Annotated in this window: 20 protein-coding genes; 3 read left to right on the top strand and 17 right to left on the bottom strand. The window is 70.9% G+C overall.

Features of this window, described 5'->3' with window-relative positions:
• Window positions 1-81: 81 nt before the first annotated feature.
• The 13 genes from mftF to mftA form a co-directional block, all read right to left on the bottom strand.
• Entirely contained in the window at window positions 82-1,506 is a 1,425-nt protein-coding gene (mftF, locus tag BJ991_RS00890) for a mycofactocin biosynthesis glycosyltransferase MftF (protein WP_179486637.1), read from the bottom strand.
• Entirely contained in the window at window positions 1,503-2,231 is a 729-nt protein-coding gene (mftE, locus tag BJ991_RS00885; RefSeq protein ID WP_179486635.1) for a mycofactocin biosynthesis peptidyl-dipeptidase MftE, read from the bottom strand. The genes mftF and mftE overlap by 4 nt, the downstream gene beginning before the upstream one ends.
• A 25-nt stretch (window positions 2,232-2,256) precedes the next feature.
• On the bottom strand, window positions 2,257-3,519 hold the full coding sequence (gene mftD, locus BJ991_RS00880; RefSeq protein ID WP_179486633.1) for a pre-mycofactocin synthase MftD: 1,263 nt from the start codon (window positions 3,517-3,519) through the stop codon (window positions 2,257-2,259).
• A gap of 145 nt (window positions 3,520-3,664) precedes the next feature.
• Entirely contained in the window at window positions 3,665-4,441 is a 777-nt protein-coding gene (locus BJ991_RS18740) for a VWA domain-containing protein (protein WP_218852833.1), read from the bottom strand.
• 207 nt (window positions 4,442-4,648) lie between these two features.
• Window positions 4,649-5,614 (bottom strand): AAA family ATPase, encoded by a 966-nt coding sequence (locus BJ991_RS00870; protein ID WP_218852832.1) that lies wholly within the window; start codon window positions 5,612-5,614, stop codon window positions 4,649-4,651.
• On the bottom strand, window positions 5,611-6,444 hold the full coding sequence (locus BJ991_RS00865; RefSeq protein WP_179486631.1) for a mycofactocin-coupled SDR family oxidoreductase: 834 nt from the start codon (window positions 6,442-6,444) through the stop codon (window positions 5,611-5,613). The genes BJ991_RS00870 and BJ991_RS00865 overlap by 4 nt, the downstream gene beginning before the upstream one ends.
• Window positions 6,445-6,475: 31 nt before the next feature.
• A complete protein-coding gene (locus BJ991_RS00860) occupies window positions 6,476-7,309 on the bottom strand; it encodes a mycofactocin-coupled SDR family oxidoreductase (RefSeq protein WP_179486629.1) in 834 nt (277 codons plus the stop codon).
• A gap of 71 nt (window positions 7,310-7,380) precedes the next feature.
• Window positions 7,381-8,205, bottom strand: coding sequence for a mycofactocin-coupled SDR family oxidoreductase (locus BJ991_RS00855; RefSeq protein WP_179486627.1), 825 nt, complete (start codon window positions 8,203-8,205; stop codon window positions 7,381-7,383).
• Between the two features lie 42 nt (window positions 8,206-8,247).
• Window positions 8,248-9,066 carry a mycofactocin-coupled SDR family oxidoreductase gene (locus BJ991_RS00850; protein ID WP_179486625.1) on the bottom strand — a complete coding sequence of 273 codons (819 nt, stop codon included), beginning with the start codon at window positions 9,064-9,066 and terminating at the stop codon, window positions 8,248-8,250.
• A gap of 49 nt (window positions 9,067-9,115) precedes the next feature.
• Window positions 9,116-9,976 (bottom strand): mycofactocin-coupled SDR family oxidoreductase, encoded by an 861-nt coding sequence (locus tag BJ991_RS00845; RefSeq protein ID WP_179486623.1) that lies wholly within the window; start codon window positions 9,974-9,976, stop codon window positions 9,116-9,118.
• 106 nt (window positions 9,977-10,082) lie between these two features.
• On the bottom strand, window positions 10,083-11,399 hold the full coding sequence (mftC, locus tag BJ991_RS00840; protein ID WP_179486621.1) for a mycofactocin radical SAM maturase: 1,317 nt from the start codon (window positions 11,397-11,399) through the stop codon (window positions 10,083-10,085).
• Window positions 11,396-11,665, bottom strand: coding sequence for a mycofactocin biosynthesis chaperone MftB (gene mftB, locus BJ991_RS00835; RefSeq protein ID WP_179486619.1), 270 nt, complete (start codon window positions 11,663-11,665; stop codon window positions 11,396-11,398). The genes mftC and mftB overlap by 4 nt, the downstream gene beginning before the upstream one ends.
• A gap of 17 nt (window positions 11,666-11,682) precedes the next feature.
• Window positions 11,683-11,793, bottom strand: a complete 111-nt coding sequence (gene mftA / locus BJ991_RS00830) for a mycofactocin precursor MftA (protein ID WP_179486617.1) — start codon at window positions 11,791-11,793, stop codon at window positions 11,683-11,685.
• 151 nt (window positions 11,794-11,944) lie between these two features.
• On the opposite strand from mftA, the gene mftR reads away from it, so the two are divergent.
• Genes mftR through BJ991_RS00815 form a run of 3 tightly spaced genes read left to right on the top strand, consistent with a single transcriptional unit; the run spans window position 11,945 to window position 14,747 of the window.
• Window positions 11,945-12,589 carry a mycofactocin system transcriptional regulator gene (mftR, locus tag BJ991_RS00825; RefSeq protein ID WP_179486615.1) on the top strand — a complete coding sequence of 215 codons (645 nt, stop codon included), beginning with the start codon at window positions 11,945-11,947 and terminating at the stop codon, window positions 12,587-12,589.
• Window positions 12,586-14,184, top strand: coding sequence for a GMC family oxidoreductase N-terminal domain-containing protein (locus BJ991_RS00820; protein ID WP_179486613.1), 1,599 nt, complete (start codon window positions 12,586-12,588; stop codon window positions 14,182-14,184). The genes mftR and BJ991_RS00820 overlap by 4 nt, the downstream gene beginning before the upstream one ends.
• Before the next feature lie 47 nt (window positions 14,185-14,231).
• Complete coding sequence (locus BJ991_RS00815) at window positions 14,232-14,747, top strand: amino-acid N-acetyltransferase (protein WP_179486611.1); 516 nt, start codon at window positions 14,232-14,234, stop codon at window positions 14,745-14,747.
• A gap of 72 nt (window positions 14,748-14,819) precedes the next feature.
• Here the strand turns inward: BJ991_RS00815 and BJ991_RS00810 are convergent, their stop codons facing one another.
• Genes BJ991_RS00810 through paaC form a run of 4 tightly spaced genes read right to left on the bottom strand, consistent with a single transcriptional unit; the run spans window position 14,820 to window position 18,163 of the window.
• A complete protein-coding gene (locus BJ991_RS00810) occupies window positions 14,820-15,590 on the bottom strand; it encodes an enoyl-CoA hydratase/isomerase family protein (RefSeq protein WP_179486609.1) in 771 nt (256 codons plus the stop codon).
• A 10-nt stretch (window positions 15,591-15,600) separates the two neighbouring features.
• A complete protein-coding gene (paaE, locus tag BJ991_RS00805) occupies window positions 15,601-16,815 on the bottom strand; it encodes a 1,2-phenylacetyl-CoA epoxidase subunit PaaE (RefSeq protein ID WP_179486607.1) in 1,215 nt (404 codons plus the stop codon).
• Complete coding sequence (gene paaD, locus BJ991_RS00800; protein WP_179486605.1) at window positions 16,815-17,324, bottom strand: 1,2-phenylacetyl-CoA epoxidase subunit PaaD; 510 nt, start codon at window positions 17,322-17,324, stop codon at window positions 16,815-16,817. The genes paaE and paaD overlap by 1 nt, the downstream gene beginning before the upstream one ends.
• Window positions 17,318-18,163, bottom strand: coding sequence for a 1,2-phenylacetyl-CoA epoxidase subunit PaaC (paaC, locus tag BJ991_RS00795; protein ID WP_179486603.1), 846 nt, complete (start codon window positions 18,161-18,163; stop codon window positions 17,318-17,320). The genes paaD and paaC overlap by 7 nt, the downstream gene beginning before the upstream one ends.
• Window positions 18,164-18,197 lie beyond the last annotated feature (34 nt).

The following is an 18,197-nucleotide window of genomic DNA, read 5'->3' as shown; positions in this document are numbered from 1 at the left end:
TCGGCCCCGGAGAGGCTCCGGGGGCTCGTGTGCTGCGTTTCGGCCCGACGGTTTGACGTGGAGACCGAGTGAGCGCGCCGGTCAGCCCCTCGGCGCGCGGGCTGTGTCGGCCTTCGGCGTGCGGATGATCGCGGGCAGCAGTGCCTTGGCCGACCGGCCCCGCAGCGCGCCCCACCACACACCGCCTCCGTAGGCGACGTCGTCGAGCCGCCGTGCGACGCCGAAGCGCACGGGGTCGAGCTTCGGCTTCAGGCGCAGGAACTCCCACACCACGTCCGCGACGGCCGCGATCGCCGCCGCCCGTCGCATGGTCTTCGAGAAGACGCCCAGCACGACCGTGACCGGCCACCAGTGCCGCAGCAGCAGGGCGAAGCCCTGCCCGAGGGCCGCGATCATCCCGTTGATCGTGAGGCGGGAGGCGATCGGCCACGGCCGTCGCACGTGTCCGAGGCGCTTCACGATGCCGCCGGCGACGATCACGCCGGTGAGCGCGATCGCGGGCAGCGACCACCTCTTCTGCACGAAGAGCAGTGCGAGCACGAGCGCACCCCACGGCGGCAGCACGACGGGGGCGACGTCCTGCGGGTGGCGTACCGCGAGCAGATGTGCGCCCGTGCCGTAGAAGAACTTGCGGCCGAGCCACGTGCGAAGACGCGTGCGGTGCTCGTGACGCACGGTCGCGGCCGGCTCGAACCGCACGCGGTGCCCTTCGTCGACGAGCCGCCACACGAGGTCGACGTCCTCGCCGACGCGCATCGATGCGTCGAAGCCCTCGCCGAGGTGCGCGACGCGCGCCACGAGGCAGGTGCTCGAGACCCACGTCACGGGGCTCCGGGGTCGCACGCTCGCGGACTGACCGCCCAGGTCGAGCGACGATCGCGCGTTCTCGTACCGCGTGATCCAGTTCGGCCGCTCGGTGTCGAGCCCGACGACGCGCGGCGCCGCCATCGCGAGCTCGGGGTCGGCGAAGTGCCGCAGGAGCACCTCGAAGCATCCGTCCTCGAGCACGACGTCGGAGTCGACGAACGCGACGAACGGCGTCTCGACCGCCGCGAGCCCGGCGTTGCGCGCGGCGGCAGCGCCGACGTTGCGGTCGAGAGGGATGAGGTGCGCGCCGTGAGCGGCCACGACGGATGCCACGGCCTCCGCCCGCGTCGACGCGTCGTCGACCACGATGACCCGCGCCACCTCGCGCGGCACGCTCGCGAGCAGGCGCGCGAGTTGCGCGGGACGGTCGTGCACCGGGATGACGACCGTGAGCTCGGAGAGGGGGATCGGCGGGAGAGATCCCGCCACGGGGTCGCCGATGCCCGTCGCGAGGAGATGCTCGGCGAGCGCGCGGGTCGCCGCGTCGCGGACGACGAGCTCTCGCCCCTCGAATGCGGTGATCGCGGCGGGCTTGAGCCGCGCGACGCGCGTGGGGGAGCCGCCGATGAGCACGCGCCCGCCGTCCTCGACGCGGGTGTGCCGGTTGAGGCGCACCGTGAAGCCGTCAGGCAGCGTCATCCGACGGGCCCGGGGGTGAGGCATCCGCTGTCTGCGATCGTTCCGGTCGACAGCCTGCGCCACGCTGCATCGGACAGCCCGGCGAACAGTCGTGCGCCGTGCTCGGCGGAGGCGCCGCTCGGGTCGCCGAGCACCCCGTTCGGCGCGACGCCCTTGACGCCTTCGGTGCGCAGCCGGGGGAGCAGCTCGGCGATAGGCGCCGTCGCGCCGGGCTCGGCGAGGTCGAGGCGGACGTGCGCGGGCCACAGGTGGAGCATGAGAGAAGTCTCGTCGAAACCCGCGTGCGCGTCGGCGCCGCGCTCGAGCGCGCACGGCAGCCATGCGGCGTCGCGGCCCTCCGATCGGAGGGTCGGCACGGCATCGCGGAGCGCCTCGAGGTTGCCTCCGTGCCCGTTGACGAACACGATCCGCTCGGCCCACTCCGACGAGGAGCGTCCGATCTCCAGCAGCGCGAAGGCGAGCGCGGCGGTGCCGAGGGAGACGGTTCCCGCGAAGCCCTGGTGCTCGCCGCTCGCGCCGAACACGAACGGCGGCGCGACGATCACCGCGCGGCCGCGCTCCCGCCAGCGGGTGGCGAGGTCGTCCGCGACGGCCGCCGCGATGAACGTGTCGGTCGAGAGGGGCAGGTGCGGGCCGTGCTGCTCGGTCGAGCCGAGCGGCACGAGGAGGAGGCCACGCGGCACCTCGGGCCACGTGCGCGAGGCGAGGTGCGGCGAGTCGGCCATCACGCGGCTCGTTCGGCAGGGTCGGTCACGCGCTGCCGCCGGCGACCTTCTCCTTCGGCTTCGAGGGATCCCGCGTGACCGCGGGCCGCGGCGAGCGGGGCTTCGGCGCCGTCGGGATCTTGCCCAGCTCGCGCGTGAATCCCTCGGGGACCCAAAGGTCCTCGGGGCGCAGCTCCTGCACCGACGAGCGTCCGAGACCGAGCACCGCGGAGTCGAGTCCGCCGCGCAGGATGTCGAGCACGTTCTCGACTCCGGCCTGGCCGTTCGCGGCGAGGCCCCACAGGTAGGCGCGGCCGATCATGACGGCCTTCGCGCCGAGCGCGAGGGCCTTCGCGACGTCGCCGCCGCGCCGGATGCCGCCGTCGAGCAGCACGTCGATCTGGCCTCCCACGGCGTCGGCGATGCCCGGCAGCATCCGGATCGCCGCCGGTGTCGAGTCGAGGTTGTTGCCGCCGTGGTTCGAGACCGAGATCGCGGTGACACCCGCGTCGACAGCTCGCTTCGCGTCGTCGAGGCGCGAGACGCCCTTGAGCATGAACGGGCCGTCCCACTGTTCGCGCAGCCACGCGACGTCCTCCCACGTGGGAAGCGGCGTCTGCATCCACTCGCCGTACGCGCCGAAGAAGGTCGGAGGCTGCTGGCCGGGAAGCGTGAGGTTCGGCGTCGTGAGGTCGGGCACCCGGCCGGTCTTGGCGAAGCTCCACAGCCACGAGGGCTTCACGATCGCCTGCGGCGCGAAGCGCATCGCGGCCATGAGCGTCAGGCGCTCGGGGATCCAGGGGCTGCCCCAGTCGCGACCGTTCGAGAAGGACCAGTCGAGGGTCGCGATGATGCCCTTCGCACCGGCGGCCTTCGCGCGCTCGAGGCGCTGGAGCATCACGTCGCGCGTGCCCATCCAGTACATCTGGTAGAACGTGTTCGGATTCGCCGCGACGACGTCCTCGACCGGCTTGCTCGCGAACGAGCTGAGGCCCATGATGATGCCCCGGTTGGCGGCGGCGCGTGCGACGGCGACCTCTCCTTCGGGATGCACCGCCTGGACGCCGGTCGGCGAGATCAGCACCGGGAACGAGATGTCGATGCCCATGACGGTCGTCGAGAGCGACCGCTCGCCGGAGAGACCGGCGACGTGCGGCGCGAACCCGAGCTCGGCGAACGCCTTGAGGTTGTCTTCGTACGTCACGCCGCGCTCTGAGCCCGCGAGCAGCGCGCTGTACACCGAGCCGGGCAAGCGCTTCTTCGCGCGTCGCTGCGCCTCGGCGACCGTTTCGAACCAGCCTGTGGCCATGTCGGGACCTCCTCGTCGACATCCGCAAGTCTAATGACACTCAGTGCCAAATCGTAGAGGAATTTCACTGTGTGGCAGAGAGCTTCGTCTCGCTGCGCTCGCTCAGCGTCCGCGAGCAGCGCAACGGCCAGGCCAAGCGCAGCCGTCACTCCGCGAACATCGCGCTGAGAGCCGGCGCGACATCGCGGTGGCTGCGGATGACCCGGCACAGTCCCCGCCCGCGCGCCGCGAGCTCGCGCCCGAGCTCCAGGTCGTTCTCGCCGGACACATCGAGCAGCACATCGAGCCGCGGGAGCCGCGCGGCGAACGGCCGCGGGTCTGGCCCGGCGTTGTGCACGCAGTCCGACAGGAGGATCGCGCGCGCGTCGCGCACGGGCGCGAGCCCGAGCTGCTTCGCGGCGAGCTCGAGCGGGAACGCGACGTTCGTGAGCCCGCGCGCGGGCAGCCGCAGCAACGCGTCGAGCACGCGGTCGGGTGAGATCTCGCTGCCTAGGCTCAGGAGGATCGCGGCATCCGACCAGAACGCGATCACGCCCAGCGCGTCGCGGTGCAGCTCACCCGCCAACGCGCCCACCGTCGCCGCGGCCGTGCGGATCCGCTCGCCGCGCATCGAGCCCGACACGTCGACGAGCAGCACGACCGACCGCTTCGTGCGCACGCGCTCGCGGACGATGATGTCCTCGTCCTCGGGGATCGGCCGCTCGGCGAGCACCTCGATCGTGCGGTCGAGGTCGATGTCGTCGGATGCCCCGCGGTAGGGCACGCTCGCGAGGTCGCCGACGCCGCGGCGCGATGTCACATCGCGTCGCGCGCGCGGCACGGCGAGGCGCGCCGCGATCTGCCGCGCCCGCGCGCGCACCTGCGGATCGACGTCGACAGATTCATCGGGCACCGGCACGATGCGTCCGTGCTCGACGGTCACGGCGCGGGCGCGCCCTCCCGGCAGCGCGCTCGCGGGACGTCGGGTGCCACCAGACCCGATCACCACCGCTCCCGCGGCGCCGCGCGAAAGGTCGAAGGCCTGCGGCGGCTCCTCGAGCTCCTTCGGCCGCCTCCGCAGCGGCGCGCCGCGCGCGGCGGTGCGCCTGCTGCTCCGCCGGCGGATCGGCGAATCCGCCGCGACCTCTCTTCACCCCGGCGCGGCCTGATGCGGATGCAGGATGAACCGGTCCTCCCACAGCTCGCGCAGCACGCGCTCGGGCGTCGTCTCGGCGGCCTCGTCGAGGTGGATGCGCCCCGACAGCGCGACGATCATCGCGTCGAACACCATCTCGGGGTAGTCCGCGTCCTCCGGGTCGTCGAGCCCGCGCAGCGCGGCGAGGCGCTGCGCGACGAGCACCGTGTCGATCGCACCGCGCACGCTCGAGCCCTGGCGGACGTCCTCGTGCTCGCGCGTCGCACGCGTCACGGCGACGGCGTCGCCGACGAGCCTGTCGCCGACGGGATCCGACGCTCCCGTGCGCAGCCTCACGATCTGCTCCTCCGCCTCGGCGCTCTGGTAGTCGACCGCGAGCCGGTTGAGCCGGTCGTGCACGCTCGTCGAGAGCCGGGTCGTGCCGACGTTGTCGTACGGGTTCATCGACGCGATCACGCGGAACGTGGGCAGGGCCCGGATGCGGCCGACCCGGGGCACCGCGATCGAGCGGTCCGCCATCGCGGTGAGCAGTGTGTTGAGCGTGTCCTCGGGGGCGCGGTTGAACTCCTCGATGTAGAGGAACCCGCCCTGCTGCATCGCCTCGACGAGCGGACCCGGCACGAAGTTGTCGGCAGAGTAGTCCTCGCGCAGCACGCGCGCGGGGTTGTGGTGCCCGACGAGCTTCGCGGGGGTGAGGTCGGCGTTGCCTTCGACGAAGAGCAGCGGGATGCCCCACTCCTCGGTGATCGCGGTCAGCATCGTCGTCTTGCTCGTGCCCGGTGGTCCTTCCAGCACGATGTCGCGGCCGGCCGCCACGGCGGCGAGGGTCAACTCGAGCTCGCGCTCGCGGCCCACGATGTGGCGCGCGATGCGCTCGCGGCTCTCGCGCAGCGACGCGGCGTCGCCGCCGGGAAGCGTGTGCTCCCCGGAAGCGACGGTTGCGGCATCCGTTTCGCTCACTTCTGCGTCGACCCTGCGTCGACCGGCAACTGGACGCCCGTGACGTACCGCGACTCGTCCGAGGCGAGCCACAGGACGGCGTTCGAGATGTCGACGGCCTCGACCCACGGCACCGGCAGGGCGTTCATCGTCGCCATCCGTCCGCGGAACTCGTCCTTCGTGCGCTGGTCCTCCGGCAGATCCGGCATGAACAGCGCGTAGAGCGCGTCGTTCTGGATCATGTCGGTGTCGACGCTCGTCGGATGCACCGTGTTGACGCGGATGCTGTCGGGTGCGAGCTCGAGCGCGAGCGTGCGCATGACCCCGACGACTCCGTGCTTCGACGCGACGTAGTGCACGAAGTTCGGGAATCCCTTGATCCCCGCCGTCGAGCTCGTGATGATGATCGACCCGCCCCCGTTCGCCCGAAGGTGCGGGATCGCGGCCTTCGCCGTGTGCCACACGCCCGTGAGGTTGACGGCGATCATGTCGTTCCACGCCTCGTCGGTCAGCTCCTCGGCCGTCGCGTTCGAGAAGATGCCCGCGTTCGCCGAGACGATGTCGAGCTTGCCGAGCTGGGCGACGCCCTCGTCGAGGGCTGCCTTGAGCCCCTCGTAGTCGCGCACGTCGGCCTCGCTCGCCACGATGCGGCGGTCGAGCGCCTCGACCTGGCGCACCGTCTCGGCGAGGTCATCCGGCGTCGCCATGCCGTACGGCACCGTGTCGATCTGCTTCGCGAGGTCGATCGCGATGATGTCGGCGCCCTCCTGCGCCATGCGGATGGCGTGCGAGCGACCCTGCCCGCGGGCCGCGCCCGTGATGAACGCGACCTTTCCGTCCAGTCGTCCCATCTGTCTTCCTCCTTCCGATCTTCCGATCAGGTCACTTCACCGCGGCGCCGGCGTCGACCGGCAGCGGCACGCCCGTGACGTAGCGGGCTTCGTCGGAGGCGAGCCACAGCACCGCGTTCGAGATGTCGACGGCCTCGACCCACGGGATCGGCAGTGCGTTGATGCCGGCCGCGGCCTCCTTGAAGTCCTCGGCCGTCGGGTTCTCGAGGTCGGGGCGGAACAGCCGGTAGGTCGCGTCGTTGTTGACCATCGGCGTGTCCACGACGGTCGGGTGCACGCTGTTGACGCGGATCATGTGCGGAGCGAGCTCCAGCGCCAGCGTGCGCATGAGACCGACGACGCCGTGCTTCGCCGACACGTAGTGGGCGATGTTCGGGAACGCGAACAGGCCCGCGTCCGAGCTCGTGATGATGATCGAGCCGCCGCCCGACGCCTTCAGGTGCGGGATCGCCGCCTTGCACGTGCGCCACACGCCGTTGAGGTTGACGTCGACCATGTCGACCCACATCTCCTCCGACAGCTCTTCGGCCGGAGCCATCGCCGTCGAGATGCCCGCGTTCGCGGCGACGATGTCGAGCCGCCCGAGCTGGGCGACGCCCTCGTCGACGGCGGCCTTGAGCGCGCCGAAGTCGCGCACGTCGGCCTTGGTCGCGACGATGCGGCGGTCGAGCGCCTCGACCTGGCGCACCGTCTCGGCGAGGTCTTCCTGCGTTGCCGGCCCGTACGGCGCCCCCGGCACCTCTTCGAGCACGTCGATCCCGATGATGTCGGCGCCCTCCTGGGCGAGCCGGATCGCGTGGGAGCGACCCTGCCCGCGCGCGACGCCCGTGATGAAGGCGACTTTGCCCTCGACTCTTCCTGCCATGGTGATTCCCTTCTCTCTGGCGAGGTGGGGCGCCGGATGCCGCGCACCGACGTCCGCGGCATCCGGACTTCTCAGTACTGCGTGTTGCCCGCGTCCACCGCCATCGCGAGGCTGGTGACGTAGCGCGCCTCGTCGGACGCGAGGAACAGCACCGCGTTGGAGATGTCGACCGGCTCCGTGATCTCTATAGGCAGCAGGTTCGACATCATCGGCAGCAGACGCGGGTGGGCGCCCATCATCTCCTGCAGCTTCGCGCCAGCCTCGGGGTCGCCGAGCTGCCCCATCGGGGTGTCGACGCCCGTGGGGTGCACGGAGTTGACGCGGATGCTGTGCTCCGAGAGCTCCGTCGCGAACGCCCGCATGAGGCCGACGACGCCGTGCTTGGACGCGACGTAGGCGGTCAGGAAGGGGAGTCCCTTCAATCCCGCGGCCGAGCTCGTCATGATGACGGACCCGCCGCCGGCCTCGACCAGGTGCGGTGCGGCGTGACGAACCGTGTTCCACACGCCCTTGAGGTTCGTGTCGATCGTCTGGTCCCAGACCTCCTCGGATGTCTCGTCCCACGGTGTCAGCACGCAGATGCCCGCGTTCGCCACGACGATGTCGAGCTTGCCGAGCTGTGCGACGCCCTCGTCGACCGCCTTCTTGACGGCCGCACCGTCCCGCACGTCGACCTGGGACGCAACGATGCGCCGGTCGAGCGCTTCGACCTGCCGCACCGTCTCGGCCAGATCCTCAGGCGTCGCGGACGGGTATGCGACGTTCGGGATCGTGTCGCACAGGTCGACCGCGATGATGTCGGCGCCCTCCTGCGCGAGCCGGATCGCGTGCGACCTGCCCTGTCCGCGAGCGGCTCCCGTGATGAAGGCGACCTTGCCTTCGACTCGTCCTGCCATGGTGATTCCTCCCCTTGTCGTGGCTTTCTGATATCGCGCGAGTCAGCGCTTGTTCGTGAACCCGGCGTCGACGGGCAGCGTGACGCCCGTGACGTACCTGCCCGCATCCGAGGCGAGGAACAGGATCGCGTTCGAGATGTCGACCGCCTCGATCATCGGGACCGGCAGCGCGTTGGCCATGCCCTGACCCATCTGCGGGTCCTGCTCGAGGAACTGCTGCATGACCTCGTTGACGATCATGGGCGTGTCGACGCCGGTCGGGTGCACGGTGTTCACGCGGATGCTGTGCGGCGCGAGCGTGTTGGCGTACGAGCGCATGAGGCCGACGACACCGTGCTTCGACGCGGTGTAGCCGAGCCCTCCGGGCGTGTCTCCGCCGATGCCGTTGATGCCCGCGGTCGAGCTCGTGATGACGATCGCGCCGCCGCGGCCGCCCTCGATCATGGACGGCTTCGCGACCTCGACCGTGTTGTAGACGCCTGTGAGGTTGACGTCGAGCACGTCGTACCACTCCTGGGGCGAGGGCTCGAGCGACAGTGGCGCGATGCCCGCGTTGGCGAGCACGATGTCGACCGGGCCGAGCTGCGCCGTGCCCTCGTCGAACGCCTTCTGCAACGTCTCGCGGTCGCGCACGTCTGCCTGCGCCGCGAAGATGCGCCGGTCGAGCGCCTCGACCGCGCTCACGGTCTCCTTCAGATCGTCGGGCGTCGACATCGGATACCCGACCGTCTCGATCTGCGAGCAGATGTCGACGGCGACGATGTCCGCGCCCTCCTGGGCGAGGCGGATCGCGTGCGACCTGCCCTGCCCGCGTGCCGCTCCCGTGATGAAGGCGACCTTGCCTTCGAGAATTCCTGCCATTTCGTTTCCCTTCCCCTTCGAACGGAACTGACGGACGCTGCGGCCGCGCCTACTTGACGGGATCCGGGTTGTAGCCGGGCTGCAGCAGGTGACCCGCATCGACCGGGACGGAGATGCCCGTCACGGCGGACGCGAGATCCGAGTTGAGCCACAGCGCAGCATCCGCGATGCGCTGCGGCGAAAGGAAGCCGGCGCCCTTGAGCGCGTGGAAGGAGTAGCCGGCCTCGAGCATGTCCTCTTCGGTGCCCTCGCCCGCCGGCTTGCCGGACATCATGTCCCACGCGCCCTGCCAGCTCGTCATCGGCGTGAGGATCGCGCCGGGGTGGACGGCGTTGACCCGGATGCCGTGGCGCGCGTACTCCAGTGCCAGTGTCTTCATGACGCCGACGACGCCGAACTTGGCCGCGCAGTAGTGCACGTAGTTAGCGCCCGGCTCGAGGCCGTTGATCGACGACGTCACGACGATCGATCCGCCGCCCTGCTCCATCATGTGCGGCAGCACCGCCTTCGCCGACTTCCAGACCCCGGTGAGGTTCACTGCGATCATGTCGTCCCACATCTCCTCGGTCATCTCGTGCGCGGGCGCGAGCGAGAAGATGCCGGCGTTGGCGATGAGCGCGTCGATCTTGCCGAGCTGCGCGATGCCTTCGGAGACCGCGCGGTCGAGATCGGCCTGGTTGCGAACGTCGCCCTCCACCGCGACGGCGCGCCGGTCCAGCGCCTCGACTTGCTTGACCGTCTCATCGAAGTCGGCCTGCTGCGCCATCGGGTACGCCACCGTCCCGATCTGCTGCAGCGTGTCGACGATGACGACGTCCGCGCCTTCACGTGCGCTCGTCACCGCGTGGGCGCGGCCCTGTCCGCGCGACCCTCCCGTGATGAGCACGACCTTGCCGTCGAGAAGTCCCATCTCGTTCTCCCTCTCTCGATCGAGGGCGAACCGAAGCGGCCCCGCGCGAGACCGCACCCCACCTCGGCGCCAGCCTCGTCGCGCGGCGCCTGCGGTGCTCGGGGTCTTACGCGTTGCTGGAGCGGCTGCCCTCCTGTTGGCGCCCAGCGGCGCCGGTGGTCTGCTTCGGGACGAATCCCGCGAGCGGGTTCTCCTCGCACGCGCTCACGGGCGGGCGGGAGAGGTCGTTCCTACGCTGGATGGTCACGCGCACGGGTCCCGTCCCGGAGCGGGGGCGCGGGGGCGACGTGCGATGCGAATGGTCGCCGGACGGCTTGGGGATGCCGCCGCCGGAGTCCTTCTGCTTCGCGAGGGCCTCCTCGCCGAAGCCTCGGACGCATTCCGGGTCGGGGCCGTCGAGGGGCAGCCCCGTGAAGAACTTCGCGGCCATGCAGCCGCCCTTGCACGTGTCGAAGAACTGGCACGACGAGCACGCGCCGCCCGACTGCGGCTGGCGCAGGCGCGTGAAGAGCTCGGACTCGCGCCACACCCGCTCGAACCCTCCCGGCTGGCGGATGTTGCCCGCGAGGAACTCGTCGTGGATCGCGAACGGGCAGGCGTAGACGTCGCCCACGGGGTCGATGAGGCACACGACGCGGCCCGCGCCGCACAGGTTCAGGCCCGGCAGCGCCTGCCCGTAGGCGGAGAGGTGGAAGAAGGAGTCGCCCGTCAGGACGTTCTCGCCGTTCGCGACGAGCCAGTCGTACAGCTCGCGCTGCTGCTGGGCCGTGGGGTGCAGCTCGTCCCACACATCGGCGCCGCGTCCCGAGGGGCGCAGGCGAGTGAGGCGCAGCTGCGCGCCGTAGCGGTCGGCGATCGCCTTGAACTCGTCGAGCTGGGGGATGTTCGTGCGCGTGCACACGACCGACAGCTTGAAGTTCTTCATGCCGGCATCCGCGAGATTCTGCATCGCCCGCATCGCGGTCTCGTAGGAGCGCGGGCCGCGGATGTAGTCGTTGACCTCGGCCGTGGCGCCGTCGAGCGAGATCTGCACGTCGACGTAGTCGTTCGCGGCGAGCATCGTCGCGACATCCGGCGTGATCTTGACGCCGTTGGTGGAGAACTTCACGCCCACGTGGTGGCTCGTGGCGTACTCGACGAGCTCCCAGAAGTCGGGTCGCACCGTCGGCTCGCCGCCGCCGATGTTGACGTAGAAGACCTGCATGCGCTCGAGCTCGTCGATGACCGCCTTGCACTCCTCGGTCGTCAGCTCGCGCGGATCGCGCCGCCCGGAGCTTGAGAGGCAGTGCACGCACGAGAGGTTGCACGCGTAGGTGAGCTCCCACGTGAGGCAGATGGGCGACTCGAGTCCGAACTCGAACAGGTCGACGAGCCGCGTGCCCGGGGTGGGTCGTGTGGCCGGTGCGTCGAGGGCGATCGTCATGCTGCAGCGCGCTCCAGGATCATGTCGGACTCGGCGAGCGTGTCGAGCGCGCGCAGGTATCGGCCCTGCTGGTCACCGGTCACGCCGGCGGCCTCGCATGCCGAGCGAACGTCGGGTGCGTCGGCGAGGCCCTCGACGATCGCCAGCAGCGTGCGGTCCTTGAGGAACGACAGCTTGCGGGTGCCGAAGTGGTACAGCAGGGCGCCGAACGGCTCAGGCCTCACCGAGACCTGAGGGTGCAGACGCCACGCCGAGTCGGGGTTCATAGGGATCGTGCGGTGGGTCAGTAGACGCCGCACATGCCGTCGATCGATACCTCTTCGACGAGCGTGTCGACCTCGATGACGTCCTGCGCGGTGGTGTCGGCTTCTGCCACAATCTGCTTCGAGTCCATGGGATGCTCCTTCGTTGGGGCTGATCATCTTCTTCGATGCCCCGATGCGGGCGATACTAATGACACCGAGTGCCGATTGGAAGAGTCCCTCGCCGATGGACCTCCCACCTAGCGGAAGCCGCAGCACCCGGCGGCTCCATGAGGAGGACGTATGACGCTCGAAGCGGATCGTCTCGAAGCGGATGCCCGGGCCGCCGCGCCCGACGCGCAACGTGCTCGCATGGGCCGGGCCCCCGTCACGACGCACGGTGAGCTGAGCCATCTCGCGCTGGCGCTCTTCCTCGAGCGCGGGTTCGACAAGACGACGGTCGACGACATCGTGCGGGCCGCGGGGATCGGGCGCCGCACGTTCTTCCGCTATTTCGCGTCGAAGAACGACCTGCCGTGGGGCGACTTCGAGCGGCTGCTCAACGAGATGCGCGAGCACCTCGCGGGGGTGCCCGACGACGTGCCGCTCATGGAGGCGCTGCGCGCGGCGGTCGTCGACTTCAACCGCTTCCCCGGCGAGGAGCTGAGGTTCCACCGCGAGCGCATGTGGCTGCTGCTGAACGTGCCCAGCCTCGTCGCGCACTCGACGCTGCGGTATGCGGCGTGGCGCCGCGTGATCGCCGAGTACGTGGCGGGACGCCTCGATGTCCAGGTCGACTCGCTCGCCCCGCAGGCGATCGCGTGGTCGTGCCTCGGACTCTGCCTCGCAGCGTACGAGCAATGGCTCGCGCACGACGACGTCGATCTGCTCGAGCTGCTCGACGCGTCGTTCCGGCGGCTGGCCGACGCGCACACGAGCGCCGCATGACGCGCGTCGTCGTCGTCGGCGGCGGGGCGGCCGGCGCACCCCTCGCCGCGCGCTTGAGCGAAGACTCCGATCGCGATGTCGTGCTCGTCGAGGCGGGCTCCGCGCCGGAGCGGTTCCCCGCCGATCTGCTGGACGGCACCACCGTCCAGGGGGCGATGCCGGGGCATCCGCACAGCTGGTCGTACCTCGGCCACCTCACTCCCGACCTGCCGTACACGATCGCGCGCGGCCGGGTGCTCGGCGGCTCGAGCGCGATCAACGGCGGGTACTTCGTGCGTGCGCGTCCGGGCGATTTCGAACGATGGGCGGATGCGGCCGGCCCCGCATGGTCGTACAGGCGGGCGCTCCCCGTGCTGAAGGCGCTCGAGAGCGATCGCGACTTCTCCTCGCGCGAGGGGCACGGCTCGTCGGGGCCGATGCCCGTGGCGCGTCCGCGACAGGACGGCGTCGTCACGAGTGCGTTCACGGCGGCGGCGCGCGAGCTGGGCTTCGCGGACGAGCCCGACAAGAACGCGCCGGGTGCACCGGGCGTCGGGCCGGTCCCGGCGAACGTCATCGAGGGCGTGCGCGTCAACACGGCGCTCGCGTACCTCGCTTCGGTGCGCGGGCGATCGAATCTGCGGATCGTCGCCGACACACGGGTGCTTCGCGTTCGTTTCGAGGGCACGCGCGCGGTGGGCGTCGAGACCACGGCGGGTGTGATCGAGGGCGACGAGATCGTGCTGTGCGCGGGCGCGATCGGAACCCCGCACCTGCTGCTCGCGTCGGGCGTCGGCCCGCGTGCCCACCTGGAGTCGGTCGGCGTGCGGGTGGTGAGCGACCTGCCGGTGGGCGAGTCGTTCAGCGACCACCCCGACATCGCGGTCGGATGGAAGGCGCGTCGCCCGGTGTTCGATCCGGGCGAGCGGTTCGCGTTCCCCACGGCGCTCAACTTCGACTCGGGGGTGGCGGGCGCGGAGGCGTCGGACGGCGACCTCGAGGTGCTCCTCTCGGTCAAGCCGCTCGGGTACCTGCTGACCGGGTCCACGCGGACGCTCGCCGGCGGCCTGCGGGCGGTGGCGCGGCATCCGATCCGCACTATTCGCGGAGTCTTGGGAGCTTCGGCCCGCCGCATGGCGGCCCAGCTCGCGCACGCGGACGACCTGCAGCTCATCGTGGGGCTGCAGCGGCCGGAGGGGCGCGGGTCGATCACGCTGCAGTCGGCCGACCCGACGGCGCCGCCGCGGATCGACTACCGGTACCTCCAGGAGGAGTCCGATCTCGCGCGCATGCGCGTCGGCATCCGCACGGCCGCAGCCCTGCTGCACTCCGACGCCTTCGACGGACTGCTCGACCGGCTCACCGAGCTCGACGACGCGACGCTCGACGACAACGCGCGGCTGGACGCGTGGATGCGCACGCACCTCGGCACGGCGATCCACCTGTGCGGGTCGGCACCGATGGGGCCCGTGCTCGACGGGGAGGGGCGCGTGCACGGGATCGAAGGACTGCGGGTCGCAGACACGTCGATGCTGCCGGACGTCCCGTCGCGCGGTCCGTTCGCGACGGCGGTGTTCATCGGCGAGCACGTCGCGCGGCTGATGCGCGGTCGCTGAGCGAGGGAGCGGAGCGACCGAGGCGAAGCGCGCTCTAGGCTGAACGCGTGAGCGACTTCACGGTCCGGCGGGCGCGCACCGCCGACATCCGGGGCATCCAGGCAATGCTCGAACCGTACGTGCAGCGGCGCATCCTCCTCGGCAAGGACCTCGTCGTGCTGTACGAGTCGACGCAGCAATTCGTCGTCGCCGAAGACGCGCACGGCCATCTGATCGGATGCGGCGCGCTGCACGTCATGTGGGAAGACCTCGGCGAGATCCGCACGCTCATCGTCCTCGACGAGTGGCTGCATCGCGGCGTCGGACGAGCCTTGGTCGAGCGGCTCGAAGCGGATGCCCGCGAGATGGGCCTCTCGCGCCTGTTCTGCCTGACGTTCGAGGTCGAGTTCTTCGAACGACGCGGGTTCTCGCCGATGGGCGAGGTCATCGTCGACCCGGACGTCTACTCGCAACTGGTCCGTAGCCCCGACGAGGGCGTCGCGGAGTTCCTCGACCTCGCGCACGTCAAGCCGAATACCCTCGGCAACACGCGGATGCTGAAGGTGCTCGACCCCGGTCGGTGAGCGAGCGCTTCGTCTCGATCGCTGAGCGAGCGCTTCGTCTCGATCGCTGAGCGAGCGCGGCGAGACGAAGCGTCACCGCCCGCGGAACACCGGCTTCCGCTTCTCCTGGAACGCCGCGAACCCCTCGCGGTAGTCGTCCGTGTCGCACAACGCGGCCTGGGCGGCGTTCTCGATCTCGACCGACTCCCACAGGCCGAGGCGCTCGTCGCGCAGTCGCCGCACGAGCTCCTTGCTCGCGAGGAAGGCGCCGGTCGCGCCATCCGCCGCCTTCTTCGCCGCCGTCTCGGTCGCGGCGGCGACCTCGTCCGCCGGGAAGACCTGCGAGAACAGCCCGGATGCCACAGCCTCCGTGCCAGACATGAGGCGTCCCGTATAGATGAGGTCGAGCGTCTTGTGCGCGCCGAGCCGCTCGAAGAACAGGGCGTGCCCGCCGGAGTCGAGCGTGGCGCCCAGCGCGGCGAACGGCGAGCCGACCTTCGCGCTGTCGGCGACGTAGACGACGTCCGTCGCGATGAGGAGTCCGAGTCCCACTCCGAGGCACGCGCCGTGTGCGGCGGCGAAGGTCGGCGCGGGGAACGCCGACATTCGGCGCAGCAGCGGGGTCACGAGTTCACCGAGGTATCCCATGACGTCGTCGTCGCGGGGGTCGACGCCCGAGATGTCGCGGCCCGCGCAGAACGCGCGCCCCTCGCCGCGCAGCACGAGGGCGCGGACACCGGATGCCTCGGCCTCGTCATACGCGGACCCGAGGTCCTTGAGCGCCTGCTCGTCGAGCGCGTTGAGCTTCTCGGGGCTGTTGAGCACGACCGTGGCGACGCCGTCGTCGATGGTGAGGTCGATCATGGGACTCCGTTCATCCGTCGTAGTCGACGACGACGCGCTCGGTCGTCGGGTGGGACTGGCACGTGAGCACGTACCCGCGCTCGAGCTCATCCGGCTCGAGAGCCCAGTTCTCGGTCATCCGCACCGAGCCCGACACGAGCCGCGCGCGGCAGGTGCCGCACACGCCGCCCGTGCACGCGAAGGGCGCGTCGGGCCGCACGCGCAGCGCGGCGTTGAGGATCGTCTCGTGCGCGTCGACGGGGCTCTCGACCGTCGATGAGACGCCGTCGAGCGTGAGCTCGACGGTCACGACGGGTTCGCCGCGGCGCACCTCGACGTTCCGAGGCGCGGCGGGTGCCGGCTGCCCGGGCTCACCCGTCGTGAAGAGCTCGTAGCGCACGTGCGCGCGGTCGACGCCGACATCCGCCAGCACGTCGCGGCACAGCTGCACGAGGTCCAGCGGCCCGCACAGGAACCACTCGTCGACCGTCGCGGGCGGCACGAGCACGTCGAGCATGCGCCGGAGCTTCGGCTCGTCGATGCGCCCCGACAGCAGCGGAGCCGTGCGCTGCTCGCGCGAGAGCACGTGGTGCAGCGCGAGCCGGGCGGGGTAGCGGTCCTTGAGCTCGCCGAGCTCCTCGAGGAACATCACGTCGCTCGTCGACCGGTTGGTGTAGATGAGCGTGAAGCGCGACGTGTCGGAGTGCGCGAGCACGGCCGCGGCCAGCGCCATGAGCGGCGTGATGCCCGAACCCGCGGCGATTCCCGCGACGTGGCGCCCGTCGAGGTCGGCCAGCGCCGAGGTGAACGACCCCTGCGGGCTCATGACGTCGAGGCGGTCGCCGGGCCGGAGATTGCCGTGCGCCCACGTCGAGAAGCGGCCGCCGATGTCGCGCTTGATGGCGATGCTGATCGAACCGGTTCCGGATGCCGCGCCCACCGACGGCGGACGGCACAGCGAGTACGACCGCCGCACCTCCTGCCCGTCGAGATGGGTGCGCAGCGCGACGTGCTGGCCGGCGAGGTAGTCGAACTCGCCGCGCAGCTCGTCGGGCACGGCGAACGTCACCTCGATCGCGTCCTCGGTGAGCGGCCGTACGTCGGCGACTTCGAGCTCGTGGAACCGCGCGCGCCCGCGGCGCGCGCCGCCGACGGCGCTCGCGAGGAACGCCTCCGCGACTTCGGGCGCGTTGTCGAGCGTCGAGTGCTCGTCGGTCGTGGGCGCGTGCGGCAGCCGTGCCTCCATCAGTGCACCTTGAACCAGTCGAACGGCTCGAGGCACGAGCGGCACTCGAAGAGCGCCTTGCACGAGGTGGACCCGAACCGCGAGACCTCGCGCGTGTCGAGCGATCCGCAGCGCGGGCACTTCACACCGAGCGCGACACGGATCGGCCCCCGCGCGGGGGCACGTCCGGTCGGTGGAGCGATGCCGAACTCGCGGAGCTTCTGCTTCGCGGCATCCGTCATCCAGTCCGTCGTCCACGCCGGCGACAGCACCGTGCGCACGTCGACGTGCGCGAAGCCTGCGTCGTTCAAGGCGAGCACGAGGTCGTCGCGGATCGCCTCCATCGCGGGGCAGCCCGAGTACGTCGGCGTGATCGTCACCTCGACTCGGGTGTGGTCATCGGGGTCGAGGCGAACGCCGCGCAGCACTCCGAGGTCGGCGATCGTCAGCACGGGGACCTCGGGGTCGCACACGGATGCCGCGGCCTCGCGCGCGACGGCGAGGCGCGATTCACGCGTGGCGGTCACCATGTCGCCCCCGGATGCTGCCTCGCGAGCACCTGCATCTCGGCCAGCAGGTGCCCGAGCGCCGAGAAGTGGCGCCCGTGGCGCCCGCCGCCCGCAGAGACGAATGCACCCTTCGCGTTCGGGTCGGGCACCTCGAGCCCCGCCTCGGCGAAGATCTCGGCGATCACGTCGTCGAACGCCGGTCGCAGGCTCGACGGCCGCACCGCGATGCCCTGCTCCGCGAGGCCGTCGATGAGGGGGTCGTCGCGGAACAGCTCGTCGACGTACGGCCACACGTCCTCGATCGCGCGGACCATGCGCCGCCGCGACTCATCGGTGCCGCCCGCGAGCCGCAGCGTCCACTGCACGGCGTGGTCGCGGTGGTAGTCGACCTCCTTGACCGCCTTCTCGGCGATCGCGGCGAGTGTCGGATCGGTGGACGCGCGCAGCGCCGAGTACAGCTCGAACCACCACGCGGATGCCGCGAGCTGCCGCACGATCGTGTGGGCGAAGTCCCCGTTGGGCTGCTGGAACAGCCACGCGCACCGGAACTCGCGCTCGTCGCGCCAGTACGCGAGGTCGTCCTCGGTGCGCCCGTCGAACGTGCCCGCGTAGTGCAGGAGCGATCGGGCGTGCCCGAGCAGGTCGAGCGCGATGTTCGCGAGGGCGACGTCCTCCTCGAGCTCGGGCGCACGGGCGATCCAGTACCCGAGCTGCTGCGACAGGATCAGCGCGTCGTCGCCGAGCCACAGGGCGTACTCGGCGACCTCGGCGGATGCCGCGCGCCCGTCCTCCCCCGCGAGCTCGGCTGCGAGGGCGATCTGGTCGACGGTGACCTCGCCGTGCACGTCATCGGTGGGCACAGCATTCGGGGTTTGGGGCGGATTTCCGCGCTTG

This window comes from Microbacterium immunditiarum (assembly GCF_013409785.1).
GTDB lineage: Bacteria > Actinomycetota > Actinomycetes > Actinomycetales > Microbacteriaceae > Microbacterium > Microbacterium immunditiarum.
Note: the sequence above shows the minus strand (reverse complement) of the source record. Positions and strands in the feature narration are given on the sequence as shown.